The 18,323-nt window shown below is 47.1% G+C and carries 2 protein-coding genes; both read left to right on the top strand.

All coding sequences use genetic code 11. The annotated features are described in order from the left end of the window. Positions 1-17: 17 nt before the first annotated feature. The gene (locus GTQ43_RS04310; RefSeq protein WP_265270993.1) at positions 18-12,653 is read left to right on the top strand and encodes a type I polyketide synthase; all 12,636 of its coding nucleotides are present in this window, start codon (positions 18-20) and stop codon (positions 12,651-12,653) included. Next, the gene (locus tag GTQ43_RS04305) at positions 12,640-18,297 is read left to right on the top strand and encodes a type I polyketide synthase (protein WP_265270992.1); all 5,658 of its coding nucleotides are present in this window, start codon (positions 12,640-12,642) and stop codon (positions 18,295-18,297) included. The genes GTQ43_RS04310 and GTQ43_RS04305 overlap by 14 nt, the downstream gene beginning before the upstream one ends. The last annotated feature ends 26 nt before the right edge of the window (positions 18,298-18,323 follow it).

The raw sequence follows: 18,323 nt of genomic DNA, 5'->3' as shown, positions 1-18,323 counted from the left end.
AAGAGGGGTAAAAGCAAGTGGTTTCATCATCAGATGAGCGATCGCGGATAGCCAAAGAAGCACTAGTCAAGCTGCGGGAGACAAAAGCAAAACTCACAGAGCTAGAACAAGCTCAGACTGAGCCGTTAGCGATCGTCGGCATGAGTTGTCGGCTTCCTGGTGGTGCCAACTCACCGGAGGAGTTTTGGCAACACCTCAGAGCAGGAGCCGATCTGGTTTCAGAAGTACCTCTAAGTCGCTGGGATATTCAAGCCTTCTACGATCCCAACCCTGGCACACCAGGCAAAATTTACACCCGCCAGGGCGCATTTCTCAATCTACCCATCGATCGCTTTGATGCTCAATTCTTCGGCATTTCCCCAAGAGAAGCCAATTTTTTAGATCCTCAACAAAGGCTGCTGCTAGAAGTTTGCTGGGAAAGTTTAGAGTGCGCTGGCGTACCTTCTAAGTCGCTGCTAGGAAGCAAAACGGGTGTTTTTGTTGGGCTGATGAACCTAGAGTATCCCACCATCGCTTTTCCCAACTACGAAACTATCAATGCCCACTCAGCCTCCGGCTCGGCTCCTAGCACTGCTGCGGGACGAATCGCCTTTACCTTTGGTTTCCAAGGCCCAACTCTAACTGTAGACACCGCTTGCTCCTCATCACTGGTAGCGGTTCATTTAGCTTGCCAAAGTTTGCGGCTTGGGGAATCCGACTTGGCGCTGGCTTGTGGCATTAACTTGATGCTAATTCCAGAAAGTTATATTGCTGAATGTCAGGCGCATACACTTTCTCCCGACGGGCGTTGCAAGACCTTTGATGCCGCAGCCGATGGTTACGGACGTGGAGAAGGATGTGGTGTAGTGGTTCTGAAACGCCTCTCGGATGCAAAACGGGATGGGGATAATATCTTAGCGCTGATTCGAGGCAGTGCCGTCAATCAAGATGGTCGTAGTGGTGGTTTGACAGTGCCTAACGGGCCAGCCCAAGAACAAGTTATTCGTCAAGCACTGAACAATGGCAAAATCGATCCGGCTCAGATTAGCTATATCGAAGCTCATGGTACGGGAACATCTCTAGGAGACCCCATTGAAATTGTTGCTTTAGATGGGGTGTTTGGGAAAAATCACACCCTAGAAACCCCCTTGATTGTTGGTTCTGCGAAGACGAATATCGGGCATACAGAATCAACTGCGGGTATTGCGGGATTAATCAAGTTAGTTCTGCAATTGCAAAATGAAGAAATTGCCCCCCATTTACATTTAAAACAACCTAATCCCCACATTAACTGGTCAGAATTGCCGATTCATGTACCAACCCAACTCATGCCTTGGTCGAAGGGGAATCAGCCCCGTTTGGCAGGAGTTAGTTCTTTTGGATTCAGTGGCACTAATGCTCATGTAATTGTCGAAGAAGCACCATTAAAGGAGCAGGGGAGCAGGGGAGCAGGGGAGCAGGGGAGGAGTGACAATGGTATTTCCCCTCTGCCCCTCTGTCCCCTTGCCTCTTCTGAGCGCCCCTACCATCTCCTGACTTTATCGGCTAAAAGTCAGCAGGGGCTAGTCGATCTCGGTCAGTCTTATCAAACCTACTTGGAAAGTCATCCAGAGGTATTGCTTGAAGATATTTGTTTTAGTGCCAATACAGGGCGCGATCGCTTTGACTACTGCCTTGGATTTGTTGCTGCTAAAACCACCGATCTGATTCAAAAGCTAAAAAATTGGCAAAACACCAGCAAAACTAATTCTGACAATCCACCAAAAATTGCTTTTCTGTTTACAGGTCAAGGTTCACAGTATACGAGCATGGGTCGGCAGCTATATACAACCGAACCTACGTTCAAAAATTGCCTTGATCGCTGCGATGAAATCTTGCGTTCTCAACTAGAAATCCCTTTGCTAGAGGTACTTTATCCAGAAATCGGCGAAGATTTACTTTTACACCAAACAGCTTATACCCAACCTGCGTTATTTGCCCTAGAATACGCACTGTATCAACTGTGGCAATCTTGGGGAATTACACCGACTGTACTACTCGGTCACAGTGTCGGTGAGTATGTAGCAGCCGTCTGTGCAGGAGTCTTTAGCCTAGAAGATGGACTCAAACTGATTGCCGCACGGGGTCGGCTAATACAGCAGTTACCGACTCAAGGCATGATGGTATCGTTACTGATGCCAGTCGCACAAGTCAGAGAAATAATTGCCCCATATTCAGAACAAGTATCAATTGCAGCTATTAATAGTCCTCAAAGTACAGTTATTTCCGGTCAAGAAACCGCAGTTAAAACTATTGTTAGTCAATTAGAAAAACAGGGAGTTAAGAGCAAAAAATTACAAGTTTCCCATGCCTTTCATTCACCATTAATGAAACCGATGGTGATGCAATTTGAAGAAGTCGCTCGGCAAATTACTTATCATTCACCACAGTTAAAATTTATCTCTAACATCACAGGCGCAATTGCCACTGAAGAAGTAATGACACCAGAATATTGGTGTCGCCACATTCTTGCACCTGTGAACTTTGCTGCCAGTATGCAGACATTACACCAGCAAGGCTATGAAGTGTTTGTCGAATGCGGCCCTCAACCGATTTTATTAGGTATGGGTCGCCAATGCTTATCTGATGAACGCTTTACATGGTTGCCATCCTTGCAAGGAGGAGAAGAAGACTGGCAGCAAATCCTCTCCAGTTTGGCAGATTTGTATATGCGTGGAGTAGCGATCGCTTGGGCTGGATTTTATCAAAACCTTCATTATCGTAAAGTAGTTTTGCCCACTTATCCTTTCCAGAGAAAACGCTACTGGGCGGAACTTACACAAGCAAACAAACACAAACCTACTTCTGAGCAACAAACCCAGGTAATAGCACTACTCGAAGCAGGGCAAACACAGCAGCTGTCCCAACTTCTCAGCAGAACCGATCGCCAATTAAATGTTGCTCAAGTTGAAATTTTAGAGCGGCTGATTAAAGAGCATCAACAGCAACAAGCGATCGCTTCAATTCAGGATTGGCTGTATGAAGTGCAATGGCAACCCAGTCCTAACCCTGCTCCTCAAAATTCTACACCTGGTCATTGGCTAATCCTAGCCAACTCAGGGACTTTAGCTTCTACCCTAGCTCAAGTTTTAGAGCAACAAGGACAAACCTGTTCTTTAGTAACTTCAAAAGAGGCAGGGGGCAGGGGGCAGGGGGCAGGGGGAAATGGGGGAGTATTTTCCACCTTTTCCCCCATTTCCCCCTCATCCCTAAGGGGAATTATCTACCTGTGGAGTTTGGATTTACCTGCGACGGAAACGCTAACTACTGCTACTTTGACAGGTAGCGTAAATACCAATTGCGGGCAACTACTGGATGTCATGCAAACTGTGGTATCCCAGCCTTGGAGTAGCACCGCTAAACTTTGGGTAATCACAGAGAACGCGATCGCTCTAGGTGAAGATTTACCAGCCATTTCTCAAGCACCTGTGTGGGGTCAAAGTCGAGCGTTTGGGCTGGAGTATCCCCAACATTGGGGCGGGTTAATAGATTTGGATCGACAAGCAAATGTTGAGGAACAAGCTCAGGCGATCGCAATGGAGTTATTGGGAACTTCAGGAGAGGAACACATAGCTTATCGTTCAGGAACCCGGTATGTTGCTCGACTTGTTAAAAGCTACCCAGAAACTACCCATAAATTCTCTATTAAGAGCGATCGCTCTTATCTAATTAGCGGCGGATTAGGAGGCTTAGGATTAAGTGTCGCTCAGTGGCTAGTGGAGCAAGGCGCTCGACACTTGATTTTACTCAGTCGCAGTGGCATTAATACTAGAGAAAAACAAGAAGCTGTTAAGCAACTCCGGGCAGCAGGAGTAGAAATTATTACGCCTATAGCTGATGTGACTGACGGTGAAAGTCTGCAAAATGCTCTGGGGGAGGTACTAAGAAAACTACCTCCTATCAGTGGAATTATCCATGCGGCGGGTAGCGACGGTGGTATGTATCGGATTGCCGAGCTAGAGCATTCAATACTACAGCAAACGCTAGAACCCAAAGTAGCTGGTACTTGGAATTTACACCAAATTAGTCAGGACTGGGAATTAGACTTTTTTATCAACTTCTCTTCAATAGCTGCTGTGTGGGGATCGGCAAACCAATCTCACTACGCTGCTGCTAATGAATTTCAAAATCTATTTGCGGCTTACCGCCAGTCTCAAGGATTACCAGGCTTAACTGTGAATTGGTCTGCTGTTATCGGCGCAGGTATGATAAATCAACCTGGGGCTGAAGCCTTAACCCAAAGATTGGAGAAGATCGGCGTAGGGAGTTTGAATTTGACCCAGGTTAAAGCTGCGATGGGGTTACTGCTGAATTCCCAGAATCGCCAATTTGTCGTCGCGCCCGTAGATTGGGAACGCTTTGGGACAATTTATACAGTAGGTCGAACTCGGCGATTGCTGGAGCAACTTGCACCGCAAACTCAACTTGAGCAAGCAATCGAGACAGCACAATCAACTCCACTACGCGAACAACTCGCATCAGTTCCAACCGCAGAAGGTCTGGAAATATTACGCCGCACCTTGCAGAAAGAAGTGGCACAGGTATTGGGCTTGCCGACAGAGGAATTACCAGCGCTTGAGCAAGGATTTTTTGAGTTGGGAATGGATTCGCTGATGGCAGTGGAATTACGCGATCGCCTCAACCAGCTTTTGGGGGTTAATTTACCCAGCACATTAAGTTTTGACTTTCCCAACATTGAGCGGTTGACTCACTATCTCGCTACAGATGTACTGACATTAGCCCAAGCAAAAGCAAACCAACCAAATGACCCTATTAGTGATATTTATGAACCTATAGCGATCGTTGGTATGAGTTGCCGCTTCCCTGGGAATGCTACAGATCCCGAAAGCTTCTGGCAATTGCTGGCATCGGGAACTAATACTAGAGCAGAAATTCCCCAAAATCGCTGGAACGTTGAAACTTATTATGACCCGACTCCAGGCATACCAGGCAAAATTTACACTCGCTACGGTAACTTTATCAACGATGTCGATCGCTTCGACCCTGCCTTTTTCGGTATTTCTCCCCGCGAAGCTGTAGCGATCGATCCACAACACCGATTATTGCTAGAAGTAAGTTGGGAAGCTCTAGAACAAGCTGCGATCGCTCCTGAGCGGCTGGCTGGTGCGTCTGTAGGAGTCTTTATCGGCAACGACGGACATGACTACGAGCAGTTAATTGCCCAACATTTGCAGCAAAACCCTGATAGTCCTGTTTGCACTTTCGCGGGAACTGGTAATACTTTTTCGAGTGCGGCTGGTCGCCTTGCCTACACCTTCGGTTTTACAGGGCCAACCCTGGCTATTGATACCGCTTGCTCATCATCGTTAGTCGCTATTCACCAAGCTTGTAATAGTTTGCACTTACGCGAATGTCAAATGGCGATCGCTGGCGGTGTCAAACTCCATCTTACTCCTGCCTCTTACATCTGGGCTTCCAGTGTGCGGATGATTTCTGGTGATGGTTTGTGCAAAACTTTTGATGCCTCAGCTGATGGCTATGCCCGTGGGGAAGGCTGCGGCATGGTAGTCTTGAAGCGTCTGGGTGAAGCTCAACGCAATGGGGACAGGATTCTAGCTCTAATTCGGGGCAGTGCAGTCAACCATGATGGTTCCAGCAGTGGTTTAACTGTCCCTAACGGGCAGGCTCAACAGCAACTTATTTCTCAAGCACTTGCTTGGGCGCAACTCCAGCCTCATCAAATTAGTTACCTAGAGGCTCATGGAACTGGCACATCTTTAGGAGATCCAATCGAACTCAATGCCGCCGCCGCAGTTTTAGGGCAAGAACGCACTCCAGAATCTCCGTTATTTGTTGGCTCAGTTAAGACAAACATCGGTCACTTAGAGGCAGCAGCAGGGGTTTCAGGGCTGATTAAAGTTGTTTTAGCAATGCAACATCAGATGATTCCACCCCACTTGCACCTACAGCACCCTAATCCCAAAATTGATTGGAAAAATTTGCCTATCAAAATTCCGACTACGTTAACTCCCTGGATTTCGTGCGATCGCCGCAGGGCTGGAATAAGTTCTTTTGGGTTTACCGGAACTAATGCTCATCTAGTGCTTGAAGAAGCGCCACCGTTACCGGATGCGGTAGAGATGAAAGGGGAACGCCCTCTGCATCTGCTGAATTTATCTGCCAAAAATGCAGCAGCATTGAAGCAATTAGCGCTCAATTACTGCGAATACTTGCGCTCAGATGGCATATCGCAGCCACTCGCTGATATCTGTTTCACTGCTCACACAGGACGTTTACACTTTAGTAATCGCTTGAGTGTAGTAGGAGCAACAGTTGCCCAGATGGCAACGAAACTTACTGCTTTCTGTCGCCATGAAGAGTTGCCTGGACTCAGTAGTGGGATAATTGGGAGTGAACCTCCGAAAATCGCCTTCCTATTCACAGGACAAGGTTCTCAATATGTGGGGATGGGGCAACAACTCTATCAAACCCAACCAACTTTTAGAAAAGCAATTCAGCAATGCGATGAAATTCTACGTTCGGAACTAGAAATTCCTTTATTAGAAATACTGTATCCTCAAACAGATTCACCTTTAAACCAAACAGCTTATACCCAACCCGCTTTATTTGCCCTAGAATACGCCCTGTATCAACTTTGGCAATCTTGGGGAATTACAGCTAGTGCCGCGATCGGTCACAGCGTCGGCGAGTATGTAGCGGCTTGTGTAGCTGGAGTCTTTAGCCTAGAAGATGGACTAAAACTGATTGCTGCCAGGGGTCGTCTCATGCAGCAGTTGCCGACTGAAGGCATGATGGTATCTTTACTCGCTCCAGTTGCACAAGTCACAGAAGCAATTTCTCCCTATTTAGAACAAGTATCAATTGCTGCTATTAATAGTCCTCAAAGTACAGTAATTTCCGGTCAAACAGCCGCAGTGCTAGCCATTGTTAACGAACTGGAAAAACTAGGAATCAAAAGCAAGCAACTACAAGTTTCTCATGCCTTTCACTCACCACTGATGAAACCAATGGTAGGGCAGTTTGAGCAAGTCGCACGCCAGATTACTTATCATCAGCCGCAGCTAAAATTTATCTCTAATATCACAGGCACATTTGCCACTTCTGAGGTAACAACACCTGAATATTGGTGTCACCATATTCTCGCACCTGTGAATTTTGCTGCCAGTATGCAGACATTACACCAGCATGGCTATAAAGTATTTCTCGAATGTGGTTCGCAACCGATTTTATTAGGTATGGGTCGCCAATGCGTATCTGATGAAGGCTCTACATGGTTGCCATCGTTGCGAATTGGACAAGAAGATTGGCAACAAATTCTGCAAAGTTTAGGAAAATTGTATGTTTTGGGAGCAAAAGTAAATTGGGTGGGATTTGAGAGCGACTACCGCCGTCACAAGGTGAAATTGCCTACTTATCCTTTTCAAAGACAGAGTTACTGGCTAGAAACTCCATCTCAGCCCACAACAAAGCCAAGCTACAACCGACATCCCTTACTTGGTGAAAGATTACAACTAGCCAGCCGTACCAAAGATATTTTCTTTGAATCTATTATTAGTGCATCATCTCCAGCTTACCTAGCTGACCACCGTATATTAGAGCAGGTAATTTTTCCAGGTGCAGCTTATTTAGAAATGGCGATCGCAGCAGCAGCTAATATTTTTCAATCTGACTGCATTGTGTTAGAAAACGTAGCGATCGCTCAACCTTTAATTTTAGAAACACACCAGGAAAAGATTGTCCAAGTAATCTTGAGTCCTTTAGAAAATCAGGGTTATGGCTTCGAGATTTGCAGCCGTGACTCTCAGAGAGAAAATAGTGAGAACCCTTGGACTGTCCATACTACAGGTACAGTTTTAGCAAATGAGACAAACACAATCCCCGCAGAATTAGATTTAGAGACTTGGACAAATCAGGAGTCAATCGAAGTTAAGGCATTTTACCAGCAGTTACAACAGCAGGGCATTGATTATGGTTCTAGTTTCCAGGGATTGCAAAAGTTACAGCGAGGACAGAATCAAGCTTTGGGGCAGATTCAACTTCCTGCAAATTTGCATCAAGATTGTAATTATTGGCTCCATCCAGCGTTGTTAGATGCAGTGATGCAGGTTGTGGGTGGTCTTGTGGAAATAGATCGAGTTCGCACCTACATTCCCGTTGCTGTTGAACGTTTGATAGTGTATCGCCGTCCCCGCTTAGAAATATGGGCAGTTGCTTCTTTGCAAGAGCAGTCAAATTTTGCGCTCAAAGCTCAGGTTACATTGTTTGATAGCGATGGCTCCGCCAACGCCAAAGGCGAACGCCAAGTTGTAGCAGTGCTGGATGGTTTGCGATTCCAAGCAGTCACATCTCAAGCACTTCTAAATCAAGGTAAAGACTCTCTACAGAATTGCCTTTATGAGGTGGAATGGCGATCGCAGTCCCGGTTTGGTTTCTTAGAACCTCCCCACTTTATTCCATCTCCAGAGGCGATCGTTAACCAACTCCAACCGCACCTAGAGCGATTAATTACTGGCGATGACATCCAGATTTACAGTACTCTACTGCCCCAACTTGAGCAGTTAAGTTTAGAGTATATTATCCAAGCATTAAGTCAACTGGGTTGGTCTTTCTCAGTCGGGGATAAATTCTCCCTCTTAGTTGCTGCTCAACGTTTGGGTGTCGTACCCCAACACCACCAACTCTTACAACACCTGTTACAAATTCTCACCGCAGAGCAAATTTTGACAGCAACTTTAGGTCAGTGGCAAGTCCGCCAGCCTCTACCTGCTGCTAATCCAGATATTTATCTCCAAAGTTTGCAACCATACACTACTCTTATTCAAGGCGAACTAACTTTGGTGCAGCGCTGTGGGCAGAATCTGAGTGCAGTCTTGCGCGGTGCTGTGGAGCCAACCCAGGTAGTTTTTCCTACCGCAGATATTGATTCAGCTACTCAGCTTTACCAAGACTCCCCCGCCGCGCAAATTTACAACACCCTAGTGCAACAGGTTGTGAAAATAGCAATAGCTGATGCACCACCCCAACGGGGAATTCGAATTTTAGAAATTGGTGCAGGTACGGGAGGAACGACCAGCTATTTATTGCCAGAACTACAGGCTAGTCAAACGCGTTATTGTTTTACTGATATTGGTCAACTGTTCCTCAGTAAAGCCCAAAACCAATTTGAAAATTATAAATTTGTCGATTACAAAACTCTTGATATTGAGCAAGAGCCAACAGCCCAAGGTTTTGATGCCCATGAATACGATGTGGTGATAGCAGCCAACGTTTTACACGCCACTCAGGATATCAACCAAACCCTACAGCACGTCAAACAGTTACTAGCTCCGGGAGGGTTGCTCGTTTTGCTAGAAGGAACCGATCGCCAACGTTGGATAGATTTGATTTTCGGTTTGTTACCAGGCTGGTGGCGTTTCCAAGACCGAGAATTACGACCCGATTACCCTTTACTAAATGTTTGCCAATGGCAACAAGTCCTACAAACTAATGGGTTGAGTCCTGTTGCTGTGCTACCGCCACCAGCTACAGGAGCAAAACAGTCAGTAATTATCGCCCAAAATATTGAGCAACCTTTAGAGAAACCAATAGTTAAAGAGCGGGGTTGGCTAATTCTCGCAGATCGGCAGGGAGTTGGCAGCCAACTCGCCGAACATCTGCAAACTCAAGGCGAAACTTGCACTCTGGTATTCATCAAGGAGGGAACGGGGAACAGGGAACAGGGAACAGAGGGGAATGATCTGTTCCTTGAACAGACACTACAACTAGAACAATTTGCCTCTCTCCCAGAATACGAGCAGCTAATCAAAGACATTGCCGATCAAACGCCGGGATTGCATGGCATTATTCATTGTTGGACACTCGATAGCCCTGAAGCTTCAGCGATTAATGCCCAAAATCTGGAAGCAATCGCTCACTTAGGATGTGGTACAGTCTTATCCCTTGTACAAGCAGCGATCACCGCTAACCTTTCCCCACAACCCCGACTATGGATAGTAACTCGTGGTACGCAACCCGCCGATCGCTCAGAACTGAACTTATCTGGAGTGGGGCAGTCATCTTTATGGGGTATGGGCAAAGCGATCGCTCTAGAGCATCCAGAATTACGGTGTACGCGCATAGATTTAGATCCCAGCGAGAGTATTGAGTCACAAGCTGCTAGTCTTTGGGCTGAAGTGTGGGCGCAAGATCAGGAAGACCAAATTGCTTTGCGGCGCAATGCTCGGTATGTTCCTCGCTTAATTGCCAGTTCTCAGATTTTGGCACAGCAACCATTATTGTCCATTCCATCCAGTCCTTTTCAACTGACAATGGCGAGTCGAGGTTCTTTAGATAACCTGATCTTAGCATCGACAACTCGGCGCTATCCCAATCCAGGGGAAGTAGAAATTCAACTTAAAGCAACTGGACTAAACTTTCTGGATGTCATCGCTGCCCTAGATTTGATTCCAGAACAAGTGGATGGTGTTTCTCAGTCACATCTCAAACAAATGGTGAGTTTTGGCGGCGAATGTGCTGGGACGATCGCTGCTTTAGGAGCAGGAGTTGAGGGATTTGCTATTGGCGACGCGGTAATTGCCGTAGTTGAGGGTGCATTTAGTCAATATGTCACCGTCAAGGCTACCCAAGTCGTTGCCAAACCCCAACGCCTGAGCTTTGCCGAAGCTGCCTCGATTCCCAGCAACTTTTTAACTGCTTACTATGCCCTGAAGCATTTAGCAGAGGAGCAGGGGAGCAGGGGAGCAGGGGAGCAGGGTATTGCCCATAAGGGGCAAGGCTTTGAGCCTTATCTTTTTGGTAAACGGGTGTTAATTCATGCTGCTGCTGGCGGAACTGGAATCGCCGCAGTCCAAATTGCCCAAAAAGCCGGAGCAGAAGTTTTCGCCACCGCCAGTCCCTCAAAGTGGAAAACCCTGGCAGGAATGGGTGTGCGACATATTATGAATTCTCGTACAACCGAATTTGGCGATCGGGTGCTGCAACTAACCCAAGGACAAGGGGTAGATATTGTCCTCAACTCGTTAACTTCTGGTGATTTTGTTGCCAAGAGTCTCTCTGTTGTAAGAGTTGGTGGACACTTCATCGAAATTGCCAAGCGTGGGGTGTGGACAAGTGCCGAAGTTGCTGCCGTCCGTCCAGATATTATTTATACAACTTTCGACTTGGTACGTACTGCTCAAGAGCAACCAGACCTAATACATTCATTGCTGACAGAAATAGCAGAAAAGTTTGCCAGTGGTTATTTTCAACCTTCACCATTAACAATATTCTCCATTCAGCAGACTGTACAAGCTTTTCGTTATATGCAACAAGCCAAGCATATTGGCAAAATTGTTGTTACTCAGGAGGATGAGTCAGCAAGGGAACTCCAAAAAATAAATTATCCCAATTTCTGGACTCAACAAGCCTGTTCCTCTCCCCTGCTCCCTGCCCCCTGCTCCCCTGCCCTATCTTTTGCCGACGGCACTTATTTGATTACAGGTGGCTTGGGTGGGTTGGGATTATTAGTTGCCCAATGGTTGGTGGACAAAGGCGGCAAACATCTAGTATTAGTCAGTCGTCGCCCAGCTAATGAAGCGGCGCAAAAACAAATTAACGCGATCGCACAAGCTGGCGTTGAGGTAACAGTCATCCAAGCTGATGTTGCCGATTATGAAGCCATGAGCCGTGTATTTAGTCATATCCGCCAATCTTTGCCAACCTTAAGGGGGATTATTCACTCGGCGGGAATGCTCGACGATGCCACATTACAACACCAAAGTTGGGAAAAATTTGCTCGTGTGATGGCTCCCAAGGTGCAAGGAGCTTGGAATTTGCATCAATTAACTCTCACAGATGCAATAGATTTCTTTATTTTGTTTTCCTCGGTTTCTTCATTACTCGGTGTCCCTGGACAAGCCAATCATGCCGCCGCAAATGCGTTTCTAGATGGATTTGCCCACTATCGGCGATCGCTCGGTTTACCTGCTCAAAGTCTGCACTTGGGAACAGTGTCCCAAATCGGAGAAGCGGCAGAACAAGGGGCTGACGTGCGTGGCCAACAGCTAGGAATAAAACCGATTCAACCGCAACAGGTATTACTAGCCCTAGAACAATTGCTGAAGCAACCAGAAGCCGTAGAAGTCGGGTTAGTTGCCATAGACTGGTCTAATAAACAGGGCTTGTCCCATTGGTTAAACTACCGTTTCTTAGCAGATTGGCAGGAGAAAACCGACTCTTCATCTGTCAAAATCGAGTCGGAATTTCTGCAACAATGGCGGACAACATTGCCTAGCGATCGACGACGGTTACTGTTAAACCACGTACAACAGCAAGTAGCCCATATATTAGGTATGGCTTCAGCAAAAACCATTAATGAACGATCGGGCTTTTTTGACTTGGGAATGGACTCACTAACTGCTGTGGAGTTAAGAAACCGATTACAAGGGAGTTTGGGATATTCACTGCCAGCAACAGCGATTATGGACTATCCCACAATCGAGACTCTGGTTAATTACCTAGTGCAGAATCTATTACCCGATGACCAGTCAGCTTCACTAGAAACAACGGAAATAACTCAAACCAGCCATACCGATTTAGCCGATTTGTCTCAAGAAGAGTTGGCAGCATTACTGGCTGATGAACTATATGGAGGTGGAGTTAATGAGTCAGAGTAATCCTCAACCGGACTATGCCAAACTTCTCAAAGACGCTTTGCTCGAAATTAGGGAGCAGAAGGCAAAGCTGAACGCCCTCTTGGGTGCCAAGACTGAACCGATCGCGATTATCGGTATGGGTTGCCGCTTTCCAGGTGGCGCAAACGATCCGGAAATGTTTTGGCAACTACTCCACCAGGGTAAAGATGCGATCGCCGAAGTTCCTCGCGATCGGTGGGATATCAACGCCTACTATCACCCCGATCCCGATGCGCCAGCGAAGATGAACACACGCTATGGGGGTTTTGTCAATAACTCGCAAGAATTTGACCCCCATTTCTTTGGCATATCTGCCCGCGAAGCTATATCCCTCGATCCGCAACAGCGCCTCCTGTTGGAAGTTACTTGGGAAACCCTAGAAGCAGCCGCAGTTACCCCTGAAGCTTTGGCGAAAGTTTTAACGGGTGTTTTCATTGGCATTTGTAGCAATGACTATACCCAGAATCTCTTTAACCAAGGAGAGGAGCGGATTGATGCCTACCTGGCAACTGGCAACTCTCACAGTATTGCCTCTGGGCGATTGTCTTACCTGCTAGGATTAACTGGCCCCTGCCTATCTGTAGATACAGCTTGTTCTTCTTCCTTAGTAGCTGTGCATTTGGCTTGTACAAGTCTGCGTAACCAAGAGTGTGATGTGGCGATCGCTGGCGGAGTCCAACGACTCTTATCCCCAGTATTCAATATCAACTTTACAAAAGCGCGAATGCTGTCTGCCGATGGACGCTGCAAAACCTTCGATGCTAGTGCTGATGGCTTTGTCCGCTCTGAAGGTTGCGGCGTTATTCTGCTCAAACGTTTATCTGATGCGATCGCTGCTGGAGATAATATTCTGGCCTTAATTCGTGGTTCTGCTATCAACCAGGACGGGCATACTAGTGGGCTGACAGTTCCTAATGGCCCTTCGCAACAAGCTGTAATTCGTCGTGCCCTAGCAGCAAGCGGTATCGAGCCAGCCCAAGTCAGCTATATTGAAGCTCATGGCACAGGCACATCTTTGGGCGATCCGATTGAGATGGGAGCGCTAGGAGCAGTATTTAGCAGCAGTCATTCACCCAATCGCCCTTTAATCGTTGGTTCTGTAAAAACTAATATCGGACATCTAGAAGGAGCAGCCGGAATTGCTGGACTAATAAAAGTCGTGCTACAGCTTCAGCATGACAGCATCGCTCCCCACTTACACCTCAAGCGACCTAATCCCTACATTGACTGGAGCAAACTAGCGATCGCCATACCGACGGATAGCATGGCTTGGGTTCGAGGAGAAAAGCCCCGACTGGCAGGGGTTAGCTCATTTGGCTTTAGCGGTACAAATGCCCATGTCATCCTGGAAGAAGCACCATTAAAGAAGCAGGGGAGCAGGGGAGCAGGGGAGCAGGGGAGGAGTGACAATGGTATTTCCCCTCTGCCCCTCCGCCCCTCCGCTCCTCTGCCGCTCTACCCCTCTACCCCCCATCCCCTCTGCCCCCTTGCCTCTTCTGAGCGTCCCCTCCATCTTTTTAGCCTGTCAGCGAAGAGTGAAACGGCTTTGTTACAGTTGGCTTTAGCATATCGAACTTACCTGGAAACTGCGCCAGAATTAGAGTTAGCTGATGTTTGTTTTAGTGCGAATACTGGGCGATCGCACTTTGAATATCGAATGGCGATCGTTGCAGGTTCAACAAAGGAGCTAGTCGAACAGCTAGCTATGACGATTAGTTCTGGTAGGGTATACGAGCCAGAAATTACCTTCCTATTCACAGGACAAGGTTCACAGTATGTGGGGATGGGGCAACAACTGTATCAAACTCAACCAACGTTTAGAAAAGCACTTCAGGAATGCGATGAAATTCTACGTTCTGAACTAGAAATCTCTTTATTAGAAATACTTTATCCTCAAACAGATTCACATTTAAACCAAACAGCTTACACCCAACCCGCTTTATTTGCCCTAGAATACGCCCTTTATCAACTGTGGCGATCGTGGGGAATTACACCCAGCGCCGTCATCGGTCACAGCGTCGGCGAGTATGTAGCCGCTTGTATAGCTGGAGTGTTTCCCCTAGAAGATGGACTCAAACTGATTGCCGCACGGGGTCGGCTAATACAGCAGTTACCGACCGAGGGCATGATGGTATCGTTATTTATGCCAGTCGCACAAGTCAGAGAAATAATTGCCCCATATTCAGAACAAGTATCAATTGCAGCTATTAATAGTCCTCAAAGTACAGTCATTTCCGGTCAAACAGCCACAGTGCAAGCTATTGTTAACGAACTAGAAAAACTGGGAGTCAAGAGCAAGAAACTACAAGTTTCTCATGCCTTTCACTCACCACTGATGAAACCAATGGTGGCGCAATTCGAGTCAGTCGCACGCCAGATTACCTATCATTCGCCTCACCTGAAGTTAATTTCTAACATTACAGGAGCAATTGCCACCTCAGAAGTCACAACACCGGAATACTGGAGTCGCCATATTCTCTCCCCGGTCAACTTTGCAGCCAGTATGCAGACATTACACCAACAAGGTTATGAGGTGTTTCTCGAATGTAGTCCCCAACCGATTTTATTGGGTATGGGTCGTCAGTGTTTATCCGATAATAGCGGTGTCTGGTTGCCATCCTTGCGAATGGGACAAGAAGATTGGCAGCAAATGCTCTCCAGTTTAGGACAATTGTACGTTTTGGGAGCAAAAGTAAATTGGGTGGGATTTGAGAGCGACTACCGCCGTCGCAAGGTGAAATTACCGACTTATCCTTTTCAAAGACAACAGTACTGGGTAGAAACTCCGCCTCAGCGCACAACAAAGCCAAGCCATAGTTTACATCCTTTACTTGGTGAGAGATTACAGTTAGCTGGTCGCAGCAAAGAGATTTTTTTTGAATCTATAATTAGTGCATCATCTCCGGCTTATCTAGCTGACCATCGGATCTTTGAGCAGGTAATTGTGCCAGGTGCAGCCTATCTAGAGATGGCGATCGCAGCAGCAGCTAATATTTTTCAATCTGACTGCATTGTGTTGGAAAACGTGGCAATGGAGCAGCCTCTAATTTTAGCAGCCCAGCCCGAAAAGATTATGCAGGTGGTTTTGCATCCTTTAGAAAGTCAGGGTTATCGGTTCGAGATTTGCAGCCGTGACTCCTGTGGAAAAAATGCTGAGAACCCCTGGACTGTCCATGCTACAGGTACAGTCTTACCAGGTGAAGTCGGGGCTGTACCCAAAACAATTGATTTGACAAATTGGCTATCTCATGGTATGGAGATTGATCCTCAAGCTTTTTATCAGCGATCGCAAGAGCAAGGTATTTCATTCGGTGTCTGTTTCCATTCCCTACAGCAGCTAGGTTGCAAAGCAGGACTTGGTTATGCCCAAATCGAACTGCCAAAAGAGACGGGTATGAATGCTACACAAGGATACCAAATCCATCCTATTCTGCTGGATGCCGGACTTCAGTTGGCTGGTGCGGCTACACTCCAAGAAGGCGATCGCTCTTTCCCATACCTGCCAGTTGGCATTGAGCGTCTGCAAGTTTATCGACGAGCTAACCGTCAGTTATGGGGACAAGCCCAAGCTAGAAATGCGATCGCCTCTGAAGGTGAAATTTTGAGTAGTGATATCCAGTTAGTCGATCCTAGTGGGGCGGTGGTAGCTCAGATACAAGGTTTTGCTATGCGTCGTACTACCTGGCAATCCCTAGAACGCATGATTAAGCCAGATATCAGCAACTGGTTTTACGAACTTGACTGGCAGATCAAGTCCCTAATTACAGATGAAATTGAGAAGTTGGCAGTAGGGCTTTGGCTGATTTTTGCAGACAGCAATGAGCTTGGTGAACAACTCAGCCAGCAGTTAACCCAGCACGGGGGAAGTTGTGCAGTTGTCACAGTTGGAGAAAACTATCAGCAACTAGATGAGAGACATTACCAGATTAATCCTCTAGCACCAGATGATTTTAATCGAGTGGTACAGGCAAGTTGCGATCGGCAAACAAAATTGCAAGGTGTAATTCATCTGTGGTCTTTAGAGGGCGCTGACTCAGCAGAACTGGATCTAGATGAATTGGAGCGATCGCAAATACTGGGTTGTGCCAGTGTTTTACACCTAGTTCAAGCACTAGAGCAGCAGAGAGGAACTGAACCGATACAACTTTGGCTGGTGACAAAAGGTAGCCAAGCCGTGACAACGGAAGCTATAACTCAGGTACAGCAAACACCGTTATGGGGATTAGGACGGGCGATCGCTGTGGAATATCCCCATCTGAGGTGTCGCCGATTAGACCTTGACCCAAATACCTCTATCTCATTGAATCTGAACGCGATCGTGGATGAACTATTTTCCCCAGACGGCGAAGACCAAATTGCCCACCGCCAGGAACAGCGCCATGTACTTAGGTTAGTTCGCTCTCGACAACGGACGATTAGCGATCGCGTTGCCATTCCAGAGTCAGCGAGTTATCTGATTGTCGGCGGATTGGGAACATTAGGTCTACAAGTTGCCCAGTGGTTGGCAGACAAAGGCGGTCGCTACCTTATACTATCTGGTCGTCGGGAGCCATCACTAATAGCCCTAGCGGCGATCGCCAAGTTAGAACAAGGGGGTATACGGGTACTTGTTGAGCAAACAGACGTTTCTAGCCAGTCCGATATGACTAAACTCCTGAACAAGATAGCAGCAGAGTTGCCACCACTGCGAGGAATTATCCATGCAGCGGGGATTTTAGATGATGGCATTCTCCAACAACAATGTTGGGAGAGGTTTACCGGGGTCATGGCTGCAAAAGTGCGAGGAGCTTGGCTTTTGCATCAGCTGACTCAAGCCTTACCCCTAGACTTTTTTGTTTGCTTCTCATCAGCAGCATCCCTTCTCGGCTCACCAGGGCAGGGCAACTATGCTGCCGCCAATGCCTTTCTCGATGGGTTGGCTCACTATCGCCGACAGCAAGGACTGGCAGGGTTGAGCATTAACTGGGGGTCTTGGAAGCAAGGGGGGATGGTAGCACAATTAGAAAACCAACATCAGAGCCGAATGCAGAGTTATGGTCTGGGAACGATTTCACCAGAGCGGGGTTTGCAAGCATTAGAAGCGTTACTGGTGCAGGATGTAACTCAGGTCGGGGTTATGTCCGTGAACTGGCAGCAGTTACTAGCTCAAATAGCACCAGGAGTAGAGGTGCCAATGTTGCAGAATTTCAAAGTTGTTGCAACCGACCAACGGTACAAAGATGAACTACTCCAACAGTTGCAAGCTGCTCCAATTGAAGAACGCCGGGAGTTACTCAAAGCTTACCTGCAAAGCGAGATTGCAAAAGTCTTGGGTCTGTCCAACCCTCAACAAGTAGAGCCGCAGCAAAGACTTTTTGACCTGGGGCTAGATTCGTTAACGGCGGTGGAGTTGAGAAATCGCTTGCAGACAAACTTGGGTTATGCCATGCGTTCAACGCTGCTGTTCGACTATCCGACGCTGGCAGCACTGCTTGACTATCTGGCTGAAAACGTGATTCCGCTTCAGCCAGTAGAACTATCAGAGGAGGTGGATGCTGTAACAACTCAGAGGCAACAGATATTAGCAGCTTCAGAAGATGAAGCTGAAGCACTGCTGCTGAAAAAGCTAGAAGACCTTAATTTCTAATTCCCCATTCCCCATTCCCCATTCCC

The sequence above is a fragment of the Nostoc sp. KVJ3 genome (assembly GCF_026127265.1).
Classification (GTDB): domain Bacteria; phylum Cyanobacteriota; class Cyanobacteriia; order Cyanobacteriales; family Nostocaceae; genus Nostoc.
Note: the sequence above shows the minus strand (reverse complement) of the source record. Positions and strands in the feature narration are given on the sequence as shown.